The sequence below is a fragment of the Winogradskyella sp. ECml5-4 genome, assembly GCF_036903175.1.
In the GTDB taxonomy this organism is placed as follows: Bacteria; Bacteroidota; Bacteroidia; order Flavobacteriales; family Flavobacteriaceae; genus Winogradskyella; species Winogradskyella damuponensis.
In genome coordinates, this window is sequence record NZ_JAYJLF010000002.1 from 287874 (window position 1) to 312579 (window position 24706).

Below are 24706 nucleotides of genomic sequence, written 5' to 3' on the forward strand. Positions count from 1 at the left end.
TACACACAAATCTAGTAATTTTACAACCACAAATCATAAAAAAATATCAACAATCAATCCATGGCTATAATCACTTTAACGACTGATTTTGGAGAAAAAGATCACTTTGCTGGAGCCATAAAAGGAGCTATTTATAGCGAGCTTGAGCAGATTAATATTGTAGATATATCGCATTCCATTTCGCCTTTTAACATTTCTGAAGCGGCTTATATTATTCAGAATGCCTATAGCAGTTTTCCTAAAGGAACGATTCACTTAATAGGAATTGACTCTGAGTTAAGTCCTGAAAATAAGCATATTGCAGTCAAATTAGATGACCATTACTTTATATGCGCAAACAACGGCATAATGAGTATGATTTGCGCGGAAATCGCGCCAGAGAAGATTGTAGAGATTAATATACACGATAGAGTGGAAACTAATTTCCCTGTATTAGACATTTTTGTAAAAGTAGCTTGCCATATTGCACGTGGTGGCACACTTGATGTCATAGGAAAAGTTATTAACACTATTAAGCCAATCAAAAATTTAGTTCCGTTTGTTAATGATGAGTACAACCAAATTATTGGCACTGTGATTTATATTGATAATTACGGAAATGTTGTCACTAATATTAAACGTAATTTTTTTGAAACGGTTCAGAAAAATAGACCGTATGAAGTTTTTGCTCGCAATAAACGGTTTAATAAAATCTACAATAAATTCAGTGATCTAATTGATTTTACAAAAGAAGAATCTAAACGCGATGTTGAAGGTAAAGGCTTAGTTGTTTTTAATTCTTCAGGATATTTAGAAATTGCAATTTATAAAAGCAACCTTACTACTGTAGGAGGTGCTTCTACTTTAATGGGATTGAAAACTATGGATACTGTGACGGTTAATTTTGGAAGCCCTTCATCAAATCTACCATAGCAGAAAAATATTTTCATCAGAAAGAATCTAAGAATTATAATAAAATTATGTTAGTAAGAATTGTAAAAATGAGTTTTGAACCGTCAAAAATTGAAGAATTCTTGGCTAATTTTGAAACAGTAAAACAAAACATCAGGAACTTTGAAGGTTGTCAGTTTTTAGAACTTTATCGCGATCAGAATAAAACCAATATTTTTTTTACTTATAGCTACTGGAGTTCTGAAGACGATTTAAATAATTACAGACATTCCGAATTGTTTAAAGACATTTGGGCAAACACAAAACCAAAATTCAATGCAAAACCTGAAGCTTGGAGTGTCGATAAATTGACGAGTTTAAATTGATAAACTTTAATTTGAAATATAAATTAAAATGTCATTGCAAGCTAAACGTTGCAATATTTTAAATTTAAAACGAAATATAAACAGATTACTACGTTACATAAATAGCGTGAGTAATGACGAGAACTAACGATATAATATGCTAGCAATCTTAAAAAAAGAAATAAGCACCTTCTTCGCTTCACCAATTGGTTATTTGGTTATTGGCGTCTTTTTATTACTCAATGGGTTATTTCTATGGGTATTTAAAGGTGAATTTAACATATTAGATAATGGACAAGCCTCTTTATCATCATTCTTTTTACTCGCGCCTTGGATTCTTATTTTTCTAGTCCCAGCAGTAACCATGCGTAGTTTTAGTGATGAGAAAAAACAAGGCACTTTAGAGTTATTGGTTACCAAACCTATTTCTCATTTTCAGATTGTATTAGGAAAGTATTTTGGTGCTTTTGCGCTTATTTTAATGGCTTTAATTCCAACTTTCTTATATGTTTATACAGTGTCTCAATTAGGAAATCCAACAGGGAACCTTGATATGGGAAGCGCTATTGGCTCTTATTTTGGCTTATTGTTTTTAGTTGGCGCTTATACTGCCATTGGTGTGTTTGCTTCTACCCTTTCTGATAATCAGATTGTAGCATTTATCATTGCTGTTTTTATATGTTTCTTTTTCTATTTCGGGTTTGAAGGCCTATCTAATTATAACATATTAAACAATTTAGTTTACATGGAAAACCTTGGCATGTCTGCTCATTACAATAGTATGAGTCGTGGTGTTATTGACACGCGAGATTTAGTGTACTTTATAAGTATTGCCTTAGCTTTTTTATTATTTACAAAACTCAGAATTCAAAAACAATAATATGATAATCACTCCTTTATTAGTCATATTCTTAATTGTCGTTTTTGTACTCCTATTTTTATTTTTAAATACTGTTGACAAACGCAAATGGCTCTCGGCTATAATAAGCTTAGTGCTTACACCTTTTGTGTTTTTCTTTATGTTTTATCCTTTTCTAAATATTATTAGTAGTTACCATCATCAAAAATATTTTAATAGTGAAGCTTGGATAGAAGAACCCGCTTTGCGTTATGAGATGATTGATAATATTATAAAAACAGATACGTTAATTGGAGCTTCAAAAGCTAATGTTAAAACTCTTTTAGGAGAAGCAGAATGGTTGTCTTGGGATGATGCTCAAAACACACATGATAACAACAAATGGAATTACGGACTTGGCATAGAACCTGGCGCATTTAATGATAAAAAAGAATGCGTAGAAATCACATTTAAAAATGATAAAGTCATATCTATACGACCGTATCAAGAAGAAATAACTTTCGAGAATGAAAAAAAATAAATCTATATTATATATTGTTGCTATTATTGCAGGACTCATCATTGTAAATGCAATTTCGAGTTCGGTTTATCAGCGTTTCGATTTAACTAAAGATCATCGCTATACACTCTCAGATGCTTCAAAATCATTGATAAGCGATTTAGACTCACCTTTAATTATAGATGTTTTTTTGGAAGGTGATTTTCCTTCTGAATTTAGATTACTTCAATCAGAAGTAAAACAACTTATAGAAGAGTTTCAGTTAGAATCCAATCAAATATTCATTAACTATATTGATCCAATTGAAGATGAAACTACACGTCAACGCTATATTGAAGAATTAACAAATGCAGGATTAGAACCATACATAAACACAGATAACAGCACAGGAAAAGTAACTCAAGATATTATTTTCCCATGGGCTTTTGCTAGCTATAAAGGTGAAACCCTTAAAATTCCACTTTTAAAACGAAGCATTACACAAGGGTTACAAGAACAAATTAATAATTCAGTACAAGCTCTAGAATATGCCTTTGCCGACGGTTTTAGTAAATTGGTAAATGCAAAATCAAAAAAGGTTGCTATTTTAAAAGGGAATGGTGAATTAGATGACATTTATATAGCTGACTTTCTAAAAACGGTGAAACCGTATTATAATTTAGCGCAATTTACCTTAGATAGTGTGGCTACCAATCCACAAGGTACATTAGATAAACTTAAAGACTACGATTTAATTATTGCGGCAAAACCAAGTATTCCTTTTACCGAAAATGAAAAATTAGTTTTAGATCAATACACCATGAATGGAGGTAAAAGTCTATGGCTTACAGAGTCTGTTATAATGGACAAAGACAGTTTATATAATGCGACAGGAACTGGAGTATCGATTATACGTGACTTAAACATGAATGATTTTTTCTTTAAATATGGCGTTAGAGTAAATCCTACTTTAGTCAAAGACCTCTACTCTGCCCCAATTATGTTATCTATAGGAGAAGGTAGTGAAGCACAAATGCAACCTATTCAATGGCAATATTCACCTTTAGCAGCATCAAATCCTAAACATTCAATCACCAAAAACTTAAATTTAGTAAAGTTTGATTTTGCAAGTCCAATTGATACCTTAAAAAATAGCATCAAAAAATCTATTTTGCTACAGAGTTCACCAAAATCTAAAACAGAAGGTGCACCAACATCTATTTCTTTAAACAATGTCACTAAAGCACCTAACGAAGCAAGTTATAACTTAGGTCCTCAAAATTTAGCGGTATTGTTAGAAGGTGAATTTTCTTCAGTTTATGACCAACGTGTTTTACCATTTAAAGTAAATGATTTTAAATCTAAAAGTAAGGCGACAAAAATGGTTGTGGTTTCAGATGGTAATGTGATAAAAAATGAAGTCATAAAAAATAGACCCTTAGAATTAGGCTTTGATCAATTCACCGGAAAATCATTTGGCAACAAAGAATTTTTACTAAATACAGTTAATTACCTTTTAGACGATACAGGACTTATAAACATTAGAGCTAAAGAAATTAATGTCGCTTTTTTAGATGCAGATAAAATAAAAGACAGTAAAGGCACATGGCAATTTATTAATATTGCTTTGCCACTCATACTTTTAGGTCTCTTTGGTTTTGTATTTAATTATTTGAGAAAACGTAAATACACGTCTTAAAAACCTGTTTTTAATGCAATAAAATACGACTTTAATTAGTAGAATTTGTTAATAAGTTTGTTTTAAAAAACCCTTCTATTAAGATATATTTGTAATACCAATTAAAAGTATAAAATACATATATTCAGCATGAAACCTCTAATCTAACAAGGTTGAGTTTTATCTTAAGAATTCAATTTAAGATGTTCCATGTAACGAATTAAAAACAATTAATATAAAACACATGAAATTCATTGTTTCAAGCACCTATTTATTAAAGCAACTTCAAGTATTAGGAGGTGTAATTAATAACAGTAATACACTACCTATTTTAGATAATTTCTTATTTGAACTTAGCCAATCAAAATTAACGATTTCGGCGAGTGATTTAGAAACAACGATGTCTGCTACAATAGATGTTGAAAGTGATTCTGAAGGCAGCATTGCCTTACCTGCAAGATTACTTTTAGATACCTTAAAGACATTTCCTGAGCAACCTTTAACCTTTGTTGTTGAAGAAAATAATACGGTAGAAATTAGCTCTAATCATGGTAAATATGCTTTAGCTTATGCTGATGGTGCAGAATTTCCAAATGCAGTTTCTATTGAAGATGCTAGTACAACAACTATTATGGGAGACATCTTAGCAACGGCGATTAGCAAAACAATTTTTGCTGCTGGTAATGATGACTTAAGACCTGTAATGAGCGGTGTGTTCTTTCAGTTTTCTCAAGATAATTTAACCTTTGTTGCTACTGATGCGCACAAATTGGTAAAATATACTAGAAAAGATGTGAGTGCTACTGAAACAGCAGAATTTATTATGCCAAAGAAACCTTTAAATCTTTTAAAAGGTATTTTAGCAGGAAGTGATGATGATGTATTGGTAGAATACAACGAATCTAATGCCAAGTTTACTTTTGAAAACTCGGTATTAATTTGCCGTTTAATTGATGGAAAATATCCGAATTACGAAGCGGTAATTCCTAAAGAAAACCCAAATAAATTAGTAATTGATAGAACACAATTTTTAAACTCTGTACGTCGTGTTAGTATTTTCTCTAACAAAACCACACACCAAATTCGTTTAAAAATTGCCGGTGCCGAATTAAATATTTCTGCTGAAGATATTGATTACTCTAACAAAGCAGAAGAGCGTTTAACTTGTGATTATCAAGGAGACGATATGCAAATAGGTTTTAACTCGCGCTTCTTAACCGAAATGATAAACAATTTAAACTCAGATAACGTTCAGTTAGAAATGAGTTTACCAAACAGAGCTGGTATTTTAACACCAATTGATGGTTTAGATGAAGGAGAACATGTTACTATGTTGGTGATGCCTGTGATGCTAAATAGTTAAACTGATAATAATTTTGCTATTTATAATAATTACTTATTAAAAGACTCACTATAATGGTGAGTCTTTTTTATTCCTAAAAAAAGGCTCATCACTAATAGATGAACCTTAACATTATCTTTTTTCAGAAAAGCTTATTCATCATCTGAAGTCAGATATAAAAAGGCGCCTTCAAAACTTCCTGTTATGTCTTTACCATCTGCTCGTGTAAAGCTAAACGATAAACTAATAGCCTCCACAGCGTAATCTATAACGGTAATACTACCATCAACGACTCTTAAATCTGAAGTTCCATCTCCTAAATAAAATTGACTCACGCCATTTTCAAAGTCGGCACCAATAAAATCACCATCAACAACAAACTCTAAACTTGAAATTTCTGATAAGTTGTAAGTTCTATTGGGTGTAAGATCCAACGCATTAATTCGAGCCGAAAATAAATCCACATTATTGATTGTCGTCCCATTAATAGCAGCTGTTATTTCTGCCTCAGTTTTATTGCTTACACTTAAATATACATACTGACCTATTGAAGCAGGTTCTACAATGGCTGTTTTCATTTCATAAACCGATGCTCCTACTGTAATATTGTTTTCGTTTTGAGAGCCTGAATTATCATCATCGGATGAACAAGACACACTTAAAATAACTAGGAAGACGAATGCAAAACGTTTTATATGTTTCATATATTAGAATTTTAAAAAGTTAGAAAAGGCCCACTTTTTACAATGAGCCTTTTAATTTAAGACCTAAAATATGGACTTAATTTTTAAGGAATTTTTGAGTTGTAGTATTGGTATTTGTTTGTAACTGCACCATATATAAACCACTTGGTAATTGCGATACATCAACACCATTTACTACCGAATTAGTTTCCTTTACTAATTGACCGTTTATGTTGAAAATAGCCAGACGTTCTATCTGTGCTCTTGTACTAATAAACAATCTGTCACTTACAGGGTTTGGGTATAATTTCAATTTTGAAATAGAATTTTCATCCTCTAATCCTAAGGTAGAATTATACTCATAAGCTCCTAAATCTATAGTAGTATTGAAAAATCTATCGTTCCCAGATAAATCTAAGCCCGCAAAAATTGTAGTATCATAATACGTATTATCACCTTGATCTATGATATAATTTGAAGCTGAAGTTGGTTTATAATCAGCATCTAAATTTAAATTATCCGTTGAAGGATCTAATTGCATAATATCTAAAGCGTTATAAGTACCTGAAGTAGCAGCTGAAGTTACCTGGATTACCGAATTATAGACATTGATTGTTTGGCTATCACCTTCTCCTGTTTTGTTATTGTCAATATCTACAGTACTGAATTGGCTTCCATTATATTTATTTTGCCAAAAAATACTATTTCTTGTTTCTAGACGAATCCATCCACTTCCACTAACATTAATAACCTGTTGTACAGTTGCATGATTGTTTACGTTATTTACAATTGTGGCATTATTTAAATAGTGAACTATACTTCTGTTACCATTAGAAGATGAACTTCTTCTAAACCAAATTGCACCAAAGTCTGAATTATACGTATTATCTGTAAATAGAATATTTGACCAATGAGACGTTAACTCATCTGAATTTGAGGCACTATGCTCTACTAAAATAACACCATTATTGGTCGCATTGTTGGTTATTGCTACATTCTCAACCACCAAGTCTCCAGAAAATTTTCTCCAATCTAATAGTAATCCTGCACTGTAATTTTCTGAAATCCATGTATTTTTTAAAGTAAAATTGGTAACATTGGTATTAGTTGCGATAACTGGACTAGACCCAGAGGTATAAGCATTCTGAAGTACAAAACCATCAAAAATGACATTATCATCTTCAAGACTTACTAATGTTGTGGCATTATCGGTTTTATTAGTTGTGAAATCACCTTCAATATCATCACCATTAATATCTCCAGAAATAATAGTAGCATTATCGGTAAATACTTTAGTTAAATCACGATCTGCTAAGGTTAACTCAGTACCATCAAAACCACCATATATTTTTAAGTTTTCGAAATCTAATCTTAATACTGTAGCAGCTGTTGCTGGAGTATATACACCACTAGACACCCAAATTTCATCATTTAATAATGCATTATTTAATGCATCTTCAATGCTAGTAAAAGCATCTGTCCAAGAGCTTCCGTCATTATTTCCAGAGGCATTTGCATTAACATAATACACTGTAGGAATACAATTTTCACTATAGTTTGTGGTTGCATCTTTAGTCCATCCATTATCATACACACCGACTTGGTTTGGTGTATATCCTGAATCTATTTGTACACATGTTAAATCAGGATTATTATATACCTTCATATATACAAAATTAGAATTATTACCGTTAGCCACGTTTAAGCTAGTAAGTTGATTGTCATATATCAACAACTGATTTATTTGAGGGTAGGCGCTAATATCAAACGTTGTAAATTGATTAAAAGCAGCGTGAATCCTAGTTAAATTAGGGTTATTGCTAATATCTAGGCTACTGATTGAATTATCTTGAAAATCTACAGCAGTAAGCATTGTGTTATTAGTAATATCTATACTTGTTAAGCTATTACTTGCCACAATTAAATCAGTTAACATTGTATTATTAGAAACATCAATACTAGCTAAATTATTATCGTTTGCTATTAATGTATTTAAATTTGAATTCGTGTTAAGTATAATTGATGAGATGGTATTATCACCAAAATTCAAATCTGTTAGCGACGTTAAGTTAGTAACATCTAAAGTCGTTAAGTTATTATCACTACAATTTAAATCAATAAGGTTTGTATTTAAACTTACATTTAACGTAGATAAGCTATTATCGCTACAATTTAAAACCTCAAGACCTGTTGCACCTTGAAGATTTAAATTTAAAATATTATTTGATCTGGTATTTAAAGTTGTTAAGGTTACTAAATTTGAAACATCTAAACTCGTTAAACTGTTATCTTCAGCATCTAAAGTTATTAAAGAAGTGCCCTGCACGTTCAAATTACCAATATTATTTTCTTTACAATTTAAATTGGTAAGCCCTGTAATAGTTGACACATCTAAAGCGGTGATTGTATTATCACTACAATCTAATGCGGTAAGATTAATAAAAGCTTCAATACCAGTTAAATCTGAAATTGCCAAACTACTTACATCTAATGTTCCGGTAACCGCCTGAGCTTCTGCAACAGATATTTCTTGATCATAATCTGTGTTAATTGCACTGTTGTCAACTAAATAAGACTTAAAATTTGCATCTGGTATAGTTACGTAAGAAATACTTGAACTGCAATCTTCTACGACTCTCGTTTCTAGATCTCTAGTCCACCCCACATCATACAAACCTACGTTAGGCGGTGGTACAGTTCCAGCATCAACTTGTATACAAGTAAGACTAGGGTTATTATAAGATTTCATGTATGTAAACGAAGCACCTTGACCATTGGCTATGTTTAACTCTTCTAATAGATTGTTTTGGCAATGAACTTGATTTAATGTAGGAATGTTACTAACATCTAAATGGGTAATTTGGTTATCTGCACAATGTAATCGTGTTAAATTAGTGTTATTACTAACGTCTATAGATGTTAGACTATTTGAATATACCTCTAATATGGTAATATTTACAAAGGCTTCAATTCCTGTTAAATCTGTAATTCCAAGTCCTGTTGCCGATATAGTTCCTGTAAAAGCTTGTGCTTCTGCCACAGAAATTTCTGAATCATTATTGGTATTAATAGCTGGATCTGCTAATAAATAGCTTTTAAAATTTGCATCTGAAATAGTAACGTTTTGAGCCATAGCCGAAAACATACCCATGCATAAGCAGGTTGTAAATAAGAGTAATTTTTTTTTCATGGTTGTTTTAAATATTAAAATTAATGGAATACAAAACACTTACTTTTAACTCATGTTTCAACTTGCATTTTTCTGAAACGCCTCGATTTTTTTCTAAATAAAAAAAGAGTCTACATCTCGTAAACTCTTTTAAAATATGAAAGCAAATATCTTTTTTGGGTATTATTCTACGCAAGCTATATAATTACCATATGGCGCCTTAATTGTGCCTCTATTTATACCATTGAAAAAGGCATCACCATAATTACCACCACCTGTATAATCACGTCTCAGAATAAACTCATATAGCATACATTGACCATCTGAATTTTTCTGTACAACTGCACCTACAGCCCATTGGTACAAAGGCACTCCGGTATCTTTATGTTTTACGGTAGACCAATTATTTGAAGTAATGTATTGATGCGTATTGCTCATACTATACTTACTATAATACGTATCTAACCCTTTTACTGCTATTGTCTTTAAGGCTTCATCTTTATCTAAGGCACCAACATCTGGCAGCTTAATATTTTTTCTTTTTTCCAGCTCTTCTTCACTTATTTTTTTATTCTTCTTTTTTATAAGTGGTTGATCTAGTTTTTCTTTAACTTTTTTAAAGAATTGCGCATTTACAGGTTGTGCTGCACTAATAGTTATAATCGTTAGTAGTATAAATAATTTTTTCATGGTTTATAAGGTATTAAGGATTGATTGTATCCATCGTATTAGTTGGCGTTTTCACAGTTCATTTTCTGGCCATAAGGCATTTGGCCATGAATAATCCCACCAAATTCTGAACTACCATATCCACTACCATTATAGTGTTGCTTGATTAAAAAGCCTTGTAAATAGCAATCGTTATTTTTATTTTTCTCTGTAAATGCCCCTTTAATCCAACGGTATAGAATGTGTCCGGTGTATTTGTTCTTTACAACACTCCAGTCGTTAGATTCTATATTTAGTTTCAAAAGTTTTGCACCATCTTTTTCAATAGTTTTAGACACATTTTGTTTAGCAAAGCTTACTAATGATGCGGTATTATTCATGCTGCCAGCTTTTGGCATTTTTATAGCCGCCATAGTAGATTTTGCTGCGGCATCATAATTAGCTTTTAAGGTTGCTTCAAATTCTTTAACTATTGGTTTTGCTTTTTCTAACCATTCCAAATGAAATTGTTGCTCGCCTTTACCAATGACGTTAAGTATGGTAATATCTTTTTGATGCATATACGATGGCACGTTAAACGCATGTCCACCTTGGTGCGATGCTGCATAAATCACAAAAACATCGTCTGCAATTAGCATACCTCTAACTAATATTGGCATACCAGTACCAAGCTCGAGAGTTTGTGATCGGTCTGTACCAACTTTGGTTGTAAACATACCGGATACCAACTCGTAACCAATATAACCTTCTGGTGACATGGCTTCTAATTCTGGTGTGGTTAAAAAACGTAACCAAGCATATTCTGGATCTTGTGCTGGTAATAAATCGACGTTATCCCCCATATCAGTCATTTGGCGTCTTAATTTTACACGATCTACACCTATTGCACTCATGCCTTTTGTCATTGCAAAAGGATACGACATGTATAAGAAGTCATCACTTATACTAGAGGCTGTTTTAGGCTTGTTAGCTTCAGCTTCTTTTTGTTTTTTCTCCAGATATTTTTGATAGTATAAATCTTGTTTCACTTGATCGTTAGGATATTTTTTGGCTAATTCTGCTTTAAATTCTTCATCGGTATAGTCGGTTTTTGAAGAATTTTGATTGGCTGTTGCTGTATCACCAACCATTCCAGTAGCATTTGTTGTTTGGGAAGATGATGTGCTAGTGTCTTCGTCTTTTGTCAACTTCTTCTCAACTGCGGCTTTAGCTTTCCTTTTTAGCATTTTACCCAGTTGTGCATGTGTTGTAGTATAGCACATCGCTAAAACCAATAATAAAACTATTTTTTTCATAAGAATTGTGTTTAATAGACTTCAAAATAAGGTACTAACCAGCCATTCTTAATTGTTTTTTTTCTAAAACTGAGGATTTTTTTTCTGAAAGAAATTCAAAGATTCTAAGTGAATCACATAAACGTTTCTTTGATTACTTCTAAAAATTGATCGCGTTTAGATTTTGAAATTGGAATGCGTTTTTGATTATTCATGAGTAAATAATCACCGTCGTCTTTTACCAATTCGTCTACATATTTTAAGTTAATTAAATACGAACGATGACATTTAAAAAACATGGCATTACGCTCTAATTGTTCTACAAAATGCTTTAACGGTTTACAAATGGTTTTTTGTTTGCCATCCATAAGCTGCACGTTGGTGTACATACCATCAGCTTCAAAATAAACGATATCGTTGTGTGAGGCAAACATGATGCCTTTTGGAATTTCTAAAGCAATTTTATCCATAGACAATTGCTTTAACGAGTCGCGCAACCTGTTTAATTGATCATTAAGATTATTAGCTTTTATAGCCTCTTCTGCTTTGGCAACAGCATCTTTTAATTCGGTAGTATCTACAGGTTTTAACAAATAATCGACTGCAGATAATTTAAATGCTTCAATGGCATACTGATTATATGCAGTAACAAAAATGAGTTTAAAATCTACCTGATTGGGGAAGTATTCTAAAATATCTAATCCCGATTGATTTGGCATTTCAATATCCAAAAATACGACGTCTGGTTTTGTATTTTTTATTAAATCTACACCTGTTGCTAAATCTTGCGCTTCATTAATACTTGTAATATTAGTGCAATGTTCTGTTAGCAAATTTGCCAGTAAATGTCTGGCGCGTTTTTCGTCGTCTATAATTATCGCTTTCATTGGTCTTTTAAATTGGCATTATAATAACTACTCTCGTTCCTGAAGCGGTATGACTTTCATCGTGTAAATCGTCTATTTCAATAGTGATATCGCGTTTCAATTTATTTTTATACAAATGCACACGCTCTTCATTGGCTTTGGTAGCAAAAGGTCTATGCTGGTTTGGGCGTTTTAATTTTTCGGATTGCTCTCTGCCTATTCCGTTATCTTCAACAGTTATTTGAAGTTTATTTTGTTGCACAACTTTAGCCTCAACAGTAAGATTTCTATAGCCTGATTTATGCAATAACCCATGTTTTAAGGCATTTTCAACATAAGGTTGGATAAACAATGAGGGCACTTTTATCTGATTTGTGTTTAACAGATTATCCACAGTAATATGGTATTCTAACTCGTCTTCAAAACGCACTTTTTCTAATTCTAGATACAGTTTTAAAGCGTTTAATTCTTCTTCTAAAGTAATTTCGTTTTGTTGACTGTAGTCTAAGTACTTTCTGATTAGTCGGCTAAACTTCACTAAATACGAGCTTGCCAATTCTTTCTCGTTAGACACAATATAATCTTGAATGGAATTCAACGCATTGAAAATAAAATGTGGATTCATTTGAGAGCGTAGATTTTCTAATCTCAAATTGGTAATTTTTTTATCGATTAAAATTTTATCGATTTCAGAAATGCGTTGTTCTTCTTTTTGTTGTAATCTCCACCTAAAATACAGCCAAACCAATCCAAAAATAGTCACTAGAACTAAAGCATAAAACCAATAGGTTTCCCAAAAAGGCTTAGCAATTACAAACGTTAAAGGCATCGCAAAAACAGCATCTTCTGCACTAACGTTTTGCGCTTTAATTTCCACCTCATAGGTGCCACTAGCCAAACTATTAAAATTAACAGCATTAGTATTTAACGGAACCTTCTGCCAACTAGAATCTAATTGTTGTACGCGATAGTGATAGTTGACCTGTTTATTGGATTGAAAACCGTTAGAATTAAAACGAAGTCCAATTTTATTTAAATAATATGGTAAATTGTATTGCGATTGCACAATAGTATCGCGATCGTTAATTTGCACAGCTTCAATTTCAATTTTTGAAGTATTAAAAGTTTTAAATAGACGTTCATCTTTTGGCAGTAAATAAAGTGCTTGAGGCAAGCTGACGACAATAACATCTTTGAGAACATGGAAATTGTTAACTGCTGTGTTCAATCCATCTTGGGCATTCAAAGATTGTAAGGTTTTAGTGACCGTGTTATATCGGAATAATCCAGTATCTGCAGAAATCCACAAATCGTCACCATCTGATTGTATGGCGTTGATTAATACATCGTCTGGCAATTGAATGCTAGCTTTACTTAAAATCTGATTCTCAAAGGTCATTAAGCCATTATGCTGAGTTGCGAGCCAAATTGCTGTACTCGAATTGCTCATGGCATTTACTATTAAACTATGGCCCTGAAACTGAATTTCGGTTGAAGAAAACCCATTTAAATCATATTGAAATAATCCGTCGATATAAGAAACAAGAAGTTTTCCATGCGAAACCACTGAAGCCTTTACTCTACTAGAACGCAAAATGCTTTTCTCTTTAGAATGATAAGGGTTGTTATAAACGATGCCTTCCTTATAATTACCATAAAATAATAAGGTATCATTAAGTTTAGAAATAGCTTTGGCTACAGAAAATTTATTAATAGCATCTGTTATTTTATCGTTTTTTAGGTTTACAACATAAGATTCCGAGGCATTAATACTTACAATGAGTTGCTGATTTTGAGCATCATAAAATAGATTACCAATAATTTTTTGTCCAGGTAATTGTAAGGTTTTAAATCGTTGAAGCTGGTCGTAAAACAATAATTTGCCATCATTTGTACCTAATACAAATTGGTTATTATCTAAAGCACAAGATGCTGTAATTTTAGATTTTGTTGGTGCCAATGCAACGTGTCTAATATTTAAGTTTGGTGATACAAATACACCATTATCTAAAGTTGCAAACCAATAATTGTTATTAAAATCTTTCTCTACATCCGTTATAGCTTCGGTAGGAAAAAGCTGTTCTTTAAAAATAAAACCTTCATTTCTAAACTCATAAATAAAAACACCTTCAGTAGTTAAAAACCAATACTTTCCATCTAAATTTAATAGATTATAAATTATCTGATTCTTTAATTGATGAGGGGTTTGAAGTTTAACTGAAGTGTCGTCAGATTTATGTATCAAATAGATGATATTTCCTTTGTTACTCTTATGCGTTAAGAAGACTTCATTTTTAAAAGCATATAATCTAGGGGACTGAATACGCCCCACGTTATCGACGTCCAATATTTTTACAGTAGAATCACCTTCGAGTTTATAAACACGATGTTTCTCTAATTGTTGTTCTTTATTAATAATAAAGATGTAATTACTACCCAAACTATTGGCATTACTAATACACCAGCCATCAAAAACTTTTGTAACTTTCTTGGTGTTTTTATGAATATCATAAATACCTGTGGTAGTAAATAAGCGGATATACTGATCTAAAACAGTATAGGCTGCTAATTGGCCTTTTACTAAGTCGCTAGCGTCATAAAATAGGTTTAATTGATCATCTTCTACATAAAATAACTGACCGTAAATATTATTACACCATAATTTTCCATCATTATCTTCTTTTAACTGAAATAGGGAATTTGCTTTTTGATTGGGATGGCTATAACGTTGATACGACTTCCCATTATAACGAAATAAGCCTTTATCTGCTGCTAACCAGATGTAATTAGTATCATCTTCTAAAATATCATAAAACTCAACATCGGGAAGCGTTGAAACATCTGACATATTTTCTAACACCGGATTCTGAGCATAGCTCAATACTACTAAAAATAGTAAAGTAATTATTGATATTTTGGTCTTCAAATTATACATAATATCTTGTACAATTCACAAACTTAAATATTTAATTATTTAAATAAACGGTGATTCTTCTGTAAGCTAGTGATTTTTTTCTAAAAGCAAAAAAACGCTTACATTGCTGCAAGCGTTTTCACTTCATCTCAAATAATCTAACTAACTAATAAAATTAAGAGATAACGGATAGCTAGGTAATTCTCCATTACTAGCTTTTATAGCATTTATTATAGGCATTACAAATGCCAAAATGGCAACTAATATTAAGGTTAAGATTCCCAACCCAACAACGAAGATTAACGGAATACTAATTATAGAATATATGAGCATGCTTAACTGAAAATTCACTATAGATTTTCCATGAGCATCCATGCCATCAACTTGTTCTTTCTGTGTAGCCCAAATAATTAATGGAGCTAAAAGTCCTCCGAAACCTGTCACATAAGTTAGCAATTGTGACAAATGTGTAATGACTAATAATTGATTGTCTGTGCGTTTAAACGTGTGATAATTTGATTCCATGATTAATGATTTTACACCTATAGGACGCAAACAAATTAAAAATGTTACAGACTAGTATTCAAATTGGTAAAAAGTACAATTTCCTTTCCCTTTTTTTATATTTTATATATAATATAGTTTCCAAGTAGCCACATTTAGAAAGCGCTTATTAATTCCATCCAAAAACTAGAATTAAAATACATTTAAGTTAGATTGACGCAAACCACTTAATCTTTCGGCAACAGTTGTAATACCCCTAAAATAACCTAAGAAATACTATTACTTTTTTAAAATTATAGGAGTCCTTAAATAAATATGAATGTCTATTTTGTAAGATTTTTCATTTATAATCAATCATTCTGGGCTTAAAAAATAAATAATTCATATTTTTTTTTCATTTTACTTAAAGAAAATTAACCTAGAATTTACGGTTTTAAAAACCTATTAATCAATAAAATAAAGCCATACATCAACTTACACTTAAACGATAAAATAAACTTTTTATCGTTATTATTTACACTTTATCGATGATTAAAGCGTTTTATCGATTTTTATTTTGTTACTTTGCGAGCTCAGGTTAACAAATAAAAAAGAAAAATGAATCTTCGATTATCTACAGTATTTAAAATTACAATTATCTTTTTTTGTTTTTGTTTATATACAAATGCACAAGTAGGAATTGGTACCACTACTCCTAATCCTTCTTCAATATTAGAAATTGAATCTAGTACTCAAGGTTTACTTATTCCTAGAGTAGAACTTACTAGTACTAATGACGTATCTACTATTACAAGTGGTAACGTAGAAAGTCTCTTAGTTTATAACACGCAAACCATAAATAATGTTGAACCAGGTTACTATTATTGGGATAGTAGTGAATGGGTTCGTGTAGCTGCAGGCTCTAATGTAGATAATCAAAAAATTACAAATTTTAGTGTTATAGGATCTAACCTGAGTATTACTTTAGAAAATGGTAATACTGCTTCCGTACCATTAGCTGATATTATTGGAAATACAGATAGCAATATTGCAAATACAAACTTAACGTTAGATGCTAATAGAACCTTAACAACAGGTAACTATGATTTAAATATAGATGCAAACACCTTAGTTATAGATGGTAGTGCAAATGAAGTAGGTATAGGTGTAAGTAATCCTACAGCGAAATTAGACGTTAATGGAACAGCTAGAATTAGAACTGTAGATAATGGAGCTGCAACTGATAATATATTAACGAGAGATTCTAGTGGAAACATTCGTCGTAGAACAGCGGCTGAAATTGTAGCTGCAGGTGGCGGAAACAATGATAACATTTATGCTACTAATGGTACTATTACTGGTAATCGTTATGTAAACCAAGGTAATTACGATTTAAATTTCGATTCAAGCACCTTAGTAATAGATGGTAGTGACAACGAAGTTGGTATAGGCATAAACAATCCATCAGCTAAATTAGATGTCAACGGAGATGCTAGGATAAGACTAGTCAATATTGGAGCGGATACGGATTATGTATTAACTAGAGATTCCAGTGGAAATATTCGTCGTAGATCAGCCGCTCAAATAGTAACTGCAGGTGGTGGAAACGACGATAACATTTATGCTACTAATGGTACAATTACTAGTAATCGTTTTGTAAACCAAGGTAATTTTGATCTTAATTTTGATTCAAATACCTTAGTAATAGACGGTAGCGCTAACGAAGTTGGTATAGGCATAAACAGCCCAACTGCTAAATTAGATATCAACGGAGATGTTAGGATAAGAACAGTAAATAACGGAGCAGATACTGATAATATATTAACCAGAGATGCTAGTGGTAATATTCGTCGTAGAACGGCTGCTCAAATTGTAGCTGCTGGAGGTGGAAGTGATGATAACATTTATTCTACTAATGGTACTATTACGGCAAATCGCTATGTATCTCAAGGTAACTACGATCTTAATTTTGATTCAAACACCTTAGTAATAGACGGTAGCGCTAACGAAGTTGGTATAGGCATAAACAGCCCAACTGCTAAATTAGATGTCAATGGAGACGTTAGGATAAGAACAGTAAATAACGGAGCAGATACTGATAATATATTAACCAGAGATGCTAGTGGTAATATTCGTCGTAGAACGGCTGCTCAAATTGTAGCTGCAGGTGGTGGAAGCGATGATAATATTTATTCTACCAGTGGTACAATTACTGGAAATCGTAATATCACTCAGAATAACTATGATGTCAATTTTGATGCCAATACTTTAGTAATCGATGGTAGTGCAAATGAAGTTGGTATAGGCATTAATAACCCGACTGCCAAATTAGATGTCAATGGAACAGCTAGAATTAGAACTGTAAATATTGGTGCGTCAACAGATAATATTTTAACGAGAGATGCTAGTGGTAATATCCGCAGAAGAACAGCAGCAGAAATTGTAGCTGCTGGTGGCGGAAGCGATGATAATATTTATTCTACTAGTGGTACAATTACTGGTAATCGTAATATCACTCAGAACAACTACGATATTAACTTTGATGCCAACACTTTAGTTATCGATGGTAGCGCAAATAATGTAGGTATTGGAACCACTTACCCAAATATAGATTTGGCCATTGGAGATACAGATACGGGTTTACAACAGCAAGGTGATGGAAATTTAGCGATTTACACAAATAATAACGAAAGAATAAGAATAAACAGTAGCGGTAACGTGGGAGTTGGAACCACTACTCCTACAGAGCGATTTCATGTTAATGGAAATAGTAGATTAGGCTCTAATATCGCACGTGATGGAGATTTTAGACTTAACGAAATGGGTACTGGTAATAGAAATTCTAGAATTCAATTTTTTACTGATGCTGATGCCTCAAATGACGCTGAAATTTTTAGAAATAATGGTTCTGATGGAGATTTTATTATTGACAATGAAGGTAACGGTATTATGTATTTACGTAATCGTGGATCTGGACAAGTAAGATTAGGAACCAACAACACGGATGACTTATATATTGAAGATGGTGGTAATGTGGGTATTGGTATTAGTGATCCAACGGCTAAATTAGATGTTAACGGAACTGCTAGAATTAGAACGGTGAATAACGGAGACGACTCTGACAATATTTTAACGAGAGATGCTAGTGGTAATATTCGCAGAAGAACAGCGGCACAAATTGTAACAGCTGCAGGAATTTCTAATATTACAGCTAGCAATGGTTTATCTAAGTCGGGAAATGATGTTCGTCTAGGAGGTACCATTACAACTAATACAAATGTTCTTATTTCTGGAACAAATAATTTAAACTTTGATTCAAATACGCTAGTTGTGGACGGTGGATCTAATAATGTTGGTGTGGGATTAAATAACCCGACTGCCAAATTAGATGTCAATGGAACAGCTAGAATTAGAACTGTAAATATTGGTGCGGCAACAGATAATATTTTAACGAGAGATGCTAGTGGTAATATCCGCAGAAGAACAGCAGCAGAAATTGTAGCTGCTGGTGGCGGAAGCGATGATAATATTTATTCTACTAGTGGTACAATTACTGGTAATCGTAATATCACTCAGAATAACTACGATATTAACTTTGATGCCAACACTTTAGTTATCGATGGTAGCGCAAATAATGTAGGTATTGGAACCACTTACCCAAATATAGATTTGGCCATTGGAGATACAGATACGGGTTTACAACAGCAAGGTGATGGAAATTTAGCGATTTACACAAATAATAACGAAAGAATAAGAATAAACAGTAGCGGTAACGTGGGAGTTGGAACCACTACTCCTACAGAGCGATTTCATGTTAATGGAAATAGTAGATTAGGCTCTAATATCGCACGTGATGGCGATATTAGACTTAACGAAATGGGTACTGGTAATAGAAATTCTAGAATTCAATTTTTTACTGATGCTGATGCCTCAAATGACGCTGAAATTTTTAGAAATAATGGTTCTGATGGGGATTTTATTATTGACAATGAAGGTAACGGTATTATGTATTTACGTAATCGTGGATCTGGACAAGTAAGATTAGGAACCAACAACACGGATGACTTATATATTGAAGATGGTGGTAATGTGGGTATTGGTATTAGTGATCCAACGGCTAAATTAGATGTTAACGGAACAGCTAGAATTAGAACGGTGAATAACGGAGACGACTCTGACAATATTTTAACGAGAGATGCTAGTGGTAATATTCGCAGAAGAACAGCGGCACAAATTGTAACAGCTGCAGGAATTTCTAATATTACAGCTAGCAATGGTTTATCTAAGTCGGGTAATGATGTTCGTCTAGGAGGTACCATTACAACTAATACAAACGTTCTTATTTCTGGAACAAATGATTTAAACTTTGATTCAAATACGCTAGTTGTAGACGGTGGATCTAATAATGTTGGTGTGGGACTGAATAACCCAACAGCAAAAATTGATATCAATGGAACAGCTAGAATTAGAACAGTAAATATTGGTGCGGCAACAGATAATATCTTAACTAGAGATACTAGTGGTAATATCCGCAGAAGAACAGCGGCAGAAATTGTAACAGCTGCAGGAATTTCTAATATTACAACTAGCAATGGTTTATCTAAGTCGGGAAATGATGTTCGTCTAGGAGGTACCATTACAACTAATACAAATGTTCTTATTTCTGGAACAAATGATTTAAACTTTGATTCAAATACGCTAGTTGTAGACGGTGGATCTAATAATGTTGGTGTGGGATTAAATAATCCAACAGCAAAACTTGATGTCAATGGAACAGCTAGAATTAGAACAGTAAATATTGGTGCGGCAACAGATAATATCTTAACTAGAGATGCTAGTGGTAATATCCGCAGAAGAACAGCAGCAGAAATTGTAGCTGCTGGTGGCGGAAGCGATGATAATATTTACTCTACTAGTGGAACAATTACTGGTAATCGTAATATCACTCAGAATAACTACGATATTAACTTTGATGCCAACACTTTAGTTATCGATGGTAGCGCAAATAATGTAGGTATAGGAACCACTTACCCAAATATAGATTTGGCCATTGGAGATACAGATACGGGTTTACAACAGCAAGGTGATGGAAATTTAGCGATTTACACAAATAATAACGAAAGAATAAGAATAAACAGTAGCGGTAACGTGGGAGTTGGAACCACTACTCCTACAGAACGATTTCATGTTAATGGAAATAGTAGATTAGGCTCTAATATCGCACGTGATGGAGATATTAGACTTAACGAAATGGGTACTGGTAATAGAAATTCTAGAATTCAATTTTTTACTGATGCTGATGCCTCAAATGACGCTGAAATTTTTAGAAATAATGGTTCTGATGGGGATTTTATTATTGACAATGAAGGTAACGGTATTATGTATTTACGTAATCGTGGATCTGGACAAGTAAGATTAGGAACCAACAACACGGATGACTTATATATTGAAGATGGTGGTAATGTGGGTATTGGTATTAGTGATCCAACGGCTAAATTAGATGTTAACGGAACAGCTAGAATTAGAACAGTGAATAACGGAGATGCTACTGATAATATTTTAACGAGAGATTCTAGTGGTAATATTCGTAAACGTACAGCTGCAGAGATTGTAGCTGCTGGTGGTGGAAACGAAGATAATATATATTATACTAATGGTACTTTAACCTCAAATAGAATAGTTAATTTGAATACCAATACAATAGATTTTAGTGGTAGTGCCAACGATGCCTTCCAAGTTGATGGATCTACATTTACAATAGATGCTGACACAAATAGAATTGGTATTGGCATGTCTGATCCCGAAGAAAGACTAAACGTACTCAACGGTATCATTCAAGTGGGTCGCGCAAGTTCAACACACGCCCAAATTGAAACCAATAGAATAGAAGCAGGTAAAAATACAGGTTCGGTAGCACTTACAGTTAATGATAGCGGTGGAAATGCAAACATAACCTTTAATAATACTGACCGGATTCCTGATATAAATGGTAATGCAGCACGCATCAGTGTAAACGTAGATAGCAGTACAAACGCTGCAATGTCTTTTGAAATAGCTGAAGGCGTAACAGCTGGCACTGCTGTAACGACTAGTACAGAAATGACCTTAACTACAACTGGATTAGGAATTGGTACAACTGGGCCATCAGAAAAATTAGATATTGACGGTACAGCCCGAGTACGTGATTTAAGCAATTCACAAAATAGAATTGTGTACGCAGATAGCCAGGGGGTTTTAAACATTAGATCAACTAGAAGTGCAACTTTTGCCAGAGGTACAAGTGCTAATTATAATAGTTCGGATGATTGGAGAAGAATTACAAGTTTATCTTCTGCATTAGATGTTAGAAATGGAGATGTAATCTTAGTGAACTGGTCAACCATAGTTAAACTAACTGGTGCTAGCACTACAGATACGTTAAACTTTGAAGTTCGTTTAACTGGAAGCGGTGGATGCAGCGATATCAGTTTATCAGGTGGTGATTTTTCAGAAATCAATCACGATGATTTCAAAGGTTACCATGGTACCAGTGGTGCAAATAGTTCTTGTGAAGGAACGTACACCATATCGCTTTGGGGAAGAAATTTAGGTAGTGATAGCTGGTCTTATAAAGAATCAAACGTTACGGCAACCGTAAATTAATTCAATAGACATACCCATAAAAATGTCAAGGTGTTTTTAGCAATTAAATTATCAATTATGATGTTTTATAATCGTTTACTCATAAATCCTATTAATTTTCGAATAAGGACTATTACCGTTTTTGTTTTCATTTTAGGCGCTACCTTCTCATCTTTTGCTCAGTTAAGCGTAAGAAATGATAATTTCATTACAGTTAATGATGAAATTATTTTTGTAAATAATGCGATTACCTTAGGAGAATCGGAGTCAAAATTTTATTTAAGGAAGGAGGGGCAGCTCATTCAAGGCAATGAAGTTTCTTCTAATACAGGAATTGGTGAACTCAGTGTTTATCAGACAGGTAATGCTAGTAATTATACTTATAATTATTGGTGCTCTCCAGTAGGGAATAATTCTAATCTATTTGGGAATGAATCTGCACGTGTCAATTTAATTGATGAGGCTACTCATATCATAACTGTGCAAGATCCAGAAGGGTTAACTTCTAGTACTGATGCAGGATTTACATCTAATTTTAATGGATTTTCATCACCATCATTAACAATTTCTAATCGTTGGCTTTACACCTTTAACACATCTAATGACTATGCCGATTGGAATTATGTTGGTGCGTCGTCCCCAATTTTGCCTGGACTTGGATTCACTATGAAAGGAGTACTGGGAACTAGCAATCAATTATATGATTTTAGGGGAAAAGCTAATAATGGAACCATAAGTAATATTATTACTGCTGACGAATTTACGTTAATAGGTAATCCTTATCCATCAGCAGTAGATGCCTTACGTTTTATCCATGATCCACAAAATACCAACTTGAATAATGGACCAAGTCCACAACCTACAACTACTGGTGCACTGTATTTTTGGGAGCAATCCGATGAAGGGTCTCACACGCTTGCAGATTATGTAGGTGGCTATGCATCATATACAATCTCTAGTACTGGTGTTGAAAGTTTTGTAAATGCCATGTTTTCAGCTTATGATGGTGCAGGAAATCCAATACCTTTAGCCCCATCAGCGGATGGCAATACAGGGTCTAAAATATCAAAACGATACATTCCAATTGGTCAAGGTTTCATGATAGAAGGTGCTAGTGGTATATTACCTGGTTCTTTAGTACATATGAAAAATGCGCATCGCGTATATGAAAAGATTTCAGATGGTAATAGTGTGTTCTTTAGAAGTGCAGACGCTCAGACTTCATCGGAAGATATGGATTCAGACGAACCATTATATAATGAATATGGCCTTAATAATGTTCCTCAAGATCATAAGAGATTTCGTTTAAATGTTACATTTAATGATCAATATACAAGACAATTGCTTCATAATTTTCACGATTCAGCAACTCCCGGATTTGATTATGGATTAGAAGCAAAATCGTCTAGTGATGCACCATCTGATGCTTATTGGGTATTAGAAACAGTACCTTATACCATTCAAGCACATGCTTACGCTTTAGATTTATCATTACCTGTAGTGGTTAAATCCAGCCAACAACAACAATTGAAGTTTAGCATTTTTGACGTTCAAAATTTTGAAGAAGGTCAACCGATATATTTACATGATTTAGAAAATAATATGTACGTAGATTTAACACAGCAAGATTATGACCTAAATATAAGTGCAGGAAATTTTGATTCTCGTTTTAGAATTGTATTTGAAAATGAAAATACATTAATAGCTCAAACTCATATTAAAAACCAATTTGATATTATAGCGAATAATCAAGAATCTCAGATTCTTCTATTAAACCCTAATATGAAGGACTTAAAATCGTTCCAAGTATACGATATCAATGGAAGATTAGTTTTAAGTCATTCCATTTCATCTATTCAAGATCAGTATAGTTTCCCTTCAAAATCTTTAAATGATGGGGTATATTTAGCTAGTATTCAACTTTTAAACAACGAGTCTTTTACTAAAAAACTAATAGTAACTCATAAATAAGACGATATAGTAAAGCAATTAGAAATTAACAATGTGCTTTTCAACAAAAATAATGTTAACTCACTGATTCTAATCATTTAATAAATTGCAGTCTGTCAATTACAATATAACTATCCGTAAAGAAGCCCCAAATCTACTTTATATATTAAAAAGAAGGCAACCACTGTTAACAAGACTTACAACTCCCCCCCTCTTTCTTTACTCCTAACTTTACTAAAATAGTTTCTAATAAGCACCATTTTGTAAAGGCCGATTGAATTAAATTCACTCCAATAAATACGGTAAACCACATCCAATTTGGATTCACATATACGGTTAAAACAACGCTTAAAAGCACCATGAAACCAACAATAACTCTAAAATATGTATTTAACATCTTTTCTTTTTTTTTATTATGACCTATATGGTTTAGTCAACCTTATAGGTTTTGATTATTAATTAAAACGCTATAGGAATATAGCCTA

At 32.8% G+C, this 24706-nt stretch carries 16 protein-coding genes; 8 read left to right on the top strand and 8 right to left on the bottom strand.

Features of this window, described 5'->3' with window-relative positions:
* The first annotated feature begins 60 nt into the window (after positions 1-60).
* The 6 genes from VDP25_RS02885 to dnaN all read left to right on the top strand — a co-directional run bounded on the left by VDP25_RS02885 (position 61) and on the right by dnaN (position 5613).
* Positions 61-912 carry an SAM hydrolase/SAM-dependent halogenase family protein gene (locus tag VDP25_RS02885; protein WP_334466618.1) on the top strand — a complete coding sequence of 284 codons (852 nt, stop codon included), beginning with the start codon at positions 61-63 and terminating at the stop codon, positions 910-912.
* A gap of 47 nt (positions 913-959) precedes the next feature.
* On the top strand, positions 960-1256 hold the full coding sequence (locus VDP25_RS02890) for a putative quinol monooxygenase (protein WP_334466622.1): 297 nt from the start codon (positions 960-962) through the stop codon (positions 1254-1256).
* Between the two features lie 136 nt (positions 1257-1392).
* The gene (gldF, locus tag VDP25_RS02895) at positions 1393-2115 is read left to right on the top strand and encodes a gliding motility-associated ABC transporter permease subunit GldF (protein WP_334466625.1); all 723 of its coding nucleotides are present in this window, start codon (positions 1393-1395) and stop codon (positions 2113-2115) included.
* A 1-nt stretch (position 2116) separates the two neighbouring features.
* A complete protein-coding gene (locus VDP25_RS02900; protein WP_334466628.1) occupies positions 2117-2614 on the top strand; it encodes a hypothetical protein in 498 nt (165 codons plus the stop codon).
* Positions 2601-4271 (top strand): gliding motility-associated ABC transporter substrate-binding protein GldG, encoded by a 1671-nt coding sequence (gene gldG / locus VDP25_RS02905; RefSeq protein WP_334466631.1) that lies wholly within the window; start codon positions 2601-2603, stop codon positions 4269-4271. Before VDP25_RS02900 ends, gldG begins: the two co-directional genes overlap by 14 nt.
* Before the next feature lie 223 nt (positions 4272-4494).
* Positions 4495-5613 (top strand): DNA polymerase III subunit beta, encoded by a 1119-nt coding sequence (gene dnaN / locus VDP25_RS02910; RefSeq protein WP_334466634.1) that lies wholly within the window; start codon positions 4495-4497, stop codon positions 5611-5613.
* Positions 5614-5744: 131 nt separating this feature from the next.
* Here the strand turns inward: dnaN and VDP25_RS02915 are convergent, their stop codons facing one another.
* The 7 genes from VDP25_RS02915 to VDP25_RS02945 form a co-directional block, all read right to left on the bottom strand.
* Positions 5745-6296 carry a hypothetical protein gene (locus VDP25_RS02915; RefSeq protein ID WP_334466637.1) on the bottom strand — a complete coding sequence of 184 codons (552 nt, stop codon included), beginning with the start codon at positions 6294-6296 and terminating at the stop codon, positions 5745-5747.
* A gap of 76 nt (positions 6297-6372) precedes the next feature.
* Positions 6373-9465, bottom strand: coding sequence for a T9SS type A sorting domain-containing protein (locus tag VDP25_RS02920; protein ID WP_334466639.1), 3093 nt, complete (start codon positions 9463-9465; stop codon positions 6373-6375).
* A gap of 162 nt (positions 9466-9627) precedes the next feature.
* Complete coding sequence (locus VDP25_RS02925; protein WP_334466641.1) at positions 9628-10134, bottom strand: hypothetical protein; 507 nt, start codon at positions 10132-10134, stop codon at positions 9628-9630.
* Positions 10135-10172: 38 nt separating this feature from the next.
* Positions 10173-11408 (bottom strand): hypothetical protein, encoded by a 1236-nt coding sequence (locus VDP25_RS02930; protein WP_334466643.1) that lies wholly within the window; start codon positions 11406-11408, stop codon positions 10173-10175.
* A gap of 113 nt (positions 11409-11521) precedes the next feature.
* On the bottom strand, positions 11522-12274 hold the full coding sequence (locus tag VDP25_RS02935; protein WP_334466646.1) for a LytR/AlgR family response regulator transcription factor: 753 nt from the start codon (positions 12272-12274) through the stop codon (positions 11522-11524).
* 7 nt (positions 12275-12281) lie between these two features.
* Positions 12282-15188, bottom strand: coding sequence for a sensor histidine kinase (locus tag VDP25_RS02940; protein ID WP_334466649.1), 2907 nt, complete (start codon positions 15186-15188; stop codon positions 12282-12284).
* Positions 15189-15329: 141 nt separating this feature from the next.
* Positions 15330-15692, bottom strand: a complete 363-nt coding sequence (locus VDP25_RS02945) for a DUF4870 domain-containing protein (RefSeq protein WP_334466652.1) — start codon at positions 15690-15692, stop codon at positions 15330-15332.
* Between the two features lie 576 nt (positions 15693-16268).
* On the opposite strand from VDP25_RS02945, the gene VDP25_RS02950 reads away from it, so the two are divergent.
* Both VDP25_RS02950 and VDP25_RS02955 read left to right on the top strand, forming a co-directional pair.
* On the top strand, positions 16269-22292 hold the full coding sequence (locus VDP25_RS02950) for a beta strand repeat-containing protein (RefSeq protein ID WP_334466655.1): 6024 nt from the start codon (positions 16269-16271) through the stop codon (positions 22290-22292).
* Between the two features lie 57 nt (positions 22293-22349).
* On the top strand, positions 22350-24242 hold the full coding sequence (locus tag VDP25_RS02955; RefSeq protein ID WP_334466658.1) for a T9SS type A sorting domain-containing protein: 1893 nt from the start codon (positions 22350-22352) through the stop codon (positions 24240-24242).
* A gap of 166 nt (positions 24243-24408) precedes the next feature.
* On the opposite strand, the gene VDP25_RS02960 is transcribed toward VDP25_RS02955, so the two are convergent.
* Positions 24409-24618, bottom strand: a complete 210-nt coding sequence (locus tag VDP25_RS02960; protein WP_334466664.1) for a YgaP family membrane protein — start codon at positions 24616-24618, stop codon at positions 24409-24411.
* Positions 24619-24706 lie beyond the last annotated feature (88 nt).

Excerpts from the sequence above, each read along its gene's own strand:
- VDP25_RS02885 (WP_334466618.1), top strand. The coding sequence starts at position 61 with ATGGCTATAATCACTTTAACGACTGATTTTGGAGAAAAAGATCACTTT.
- VDP25_RS02890 (WP_334466622.1), top strand. The coding sequence starts at position 960 with ATGTTAGTAAGAATTGTAAAAATGAGTTTTGAACCGTCAAAAATTGAA.
- gldF (WP_334466625.1), top strand. The coding sequence starts at position 1,393 with ATGCTAGCAATCTTAAAAAAAGAAATAAGCACCTTCTTCGCTTCACCA.
- VDP25_RS02900 (WP_334466628.1), top strand. The coding sequence starts at position 2,117 with ATGATAATCACTCCTTTATTAGTCATATTCTTAATTGTCGTTTTTGTA.
- gldG (WP_334466631.1), top strand. The coding sequence starts at position 2,601 with ATGAAAAAAAATAAATCTATATTATATATTGTTGCTATTATTGCAGGA.
- dnaN (WP_334466634.1), top strand. The coding sequence starts at position 4,495 with ATGAAATTCATTGTTTCAAGCACCTATTTATTAAAGCAACTTCAAGTA.
- VDP25_RS02915 (WP_334466637.1), bottom strand. The coding sequence starts at position 6,296 with ATGAAACATATAAAACGTTTTGCATTCGTCTTCCTAGTTATTTTAAGT.
- VDP25_RS02920 (WP_334466639.1), bottom strand. The coding sequence starts at position 9,465 with ATGAAAAAAAAATTACTCTTATTTACAACCTGCTTATGCATGGGTATG.
- VDP25_RS02925 (WP_334466641.1), bottom strand. The coding sequence starts at position 10,134 with ATGAAAAAATTATTTATACTACTAACGATTATAACTATTAGTGCAGCA.
- VDP25_RS02930 (WP_334466643.1), bottom strand. The coding sequence starts at position 11,408 with ATGAAAAAAATAGTTTTATTATTGGTTTTAGCGATGTGCTATACTACA.
- VDP25_RS02935 (WP_334466646.1), bottom strand. The coding sequence starts at position 12,274 with ATGAAAGCGATAATTATAGACGACGAAAAACGCGCCAGACATTTACTG.
- VDP25_RS02940 (WP_334466649.1), bottom strand. The coding sequence starts at position 15,188 with ATGTATAATTTGAAGACCAAAATATCAATAATTACTTTACTATTTTTA.
- VDP25_RS02945 (WP_334466652.1), bottom strand. The coding sequence starts at position 15,692 with ATGGAATCAAATTATCACACGTTTAAACGCACAGACAATCAATTATTA.
- VDP25_RS02950 (WP_334466655.1), top strand. The coding sequence starts at position 16,269 with ATGAATCTTCGATTATCTACAGTATTTAAAATTACAATTATCTTTTTT.
- VDP25_RS02955 (WP_334466658.1), top strand. The coding sequence starts at position 22,350 with ATGATGTTTTATAATCGTTTACTCATAAATCCTATTAATTTTCGAATA.
- VDP25_RS02960 (WP_334466664.1), bottom strand. The coding sequence starts at position 24,618 with ATGTTAAATACATATTTTAGAGTTATTGTTGGTTTCATGGTGCTTTTA.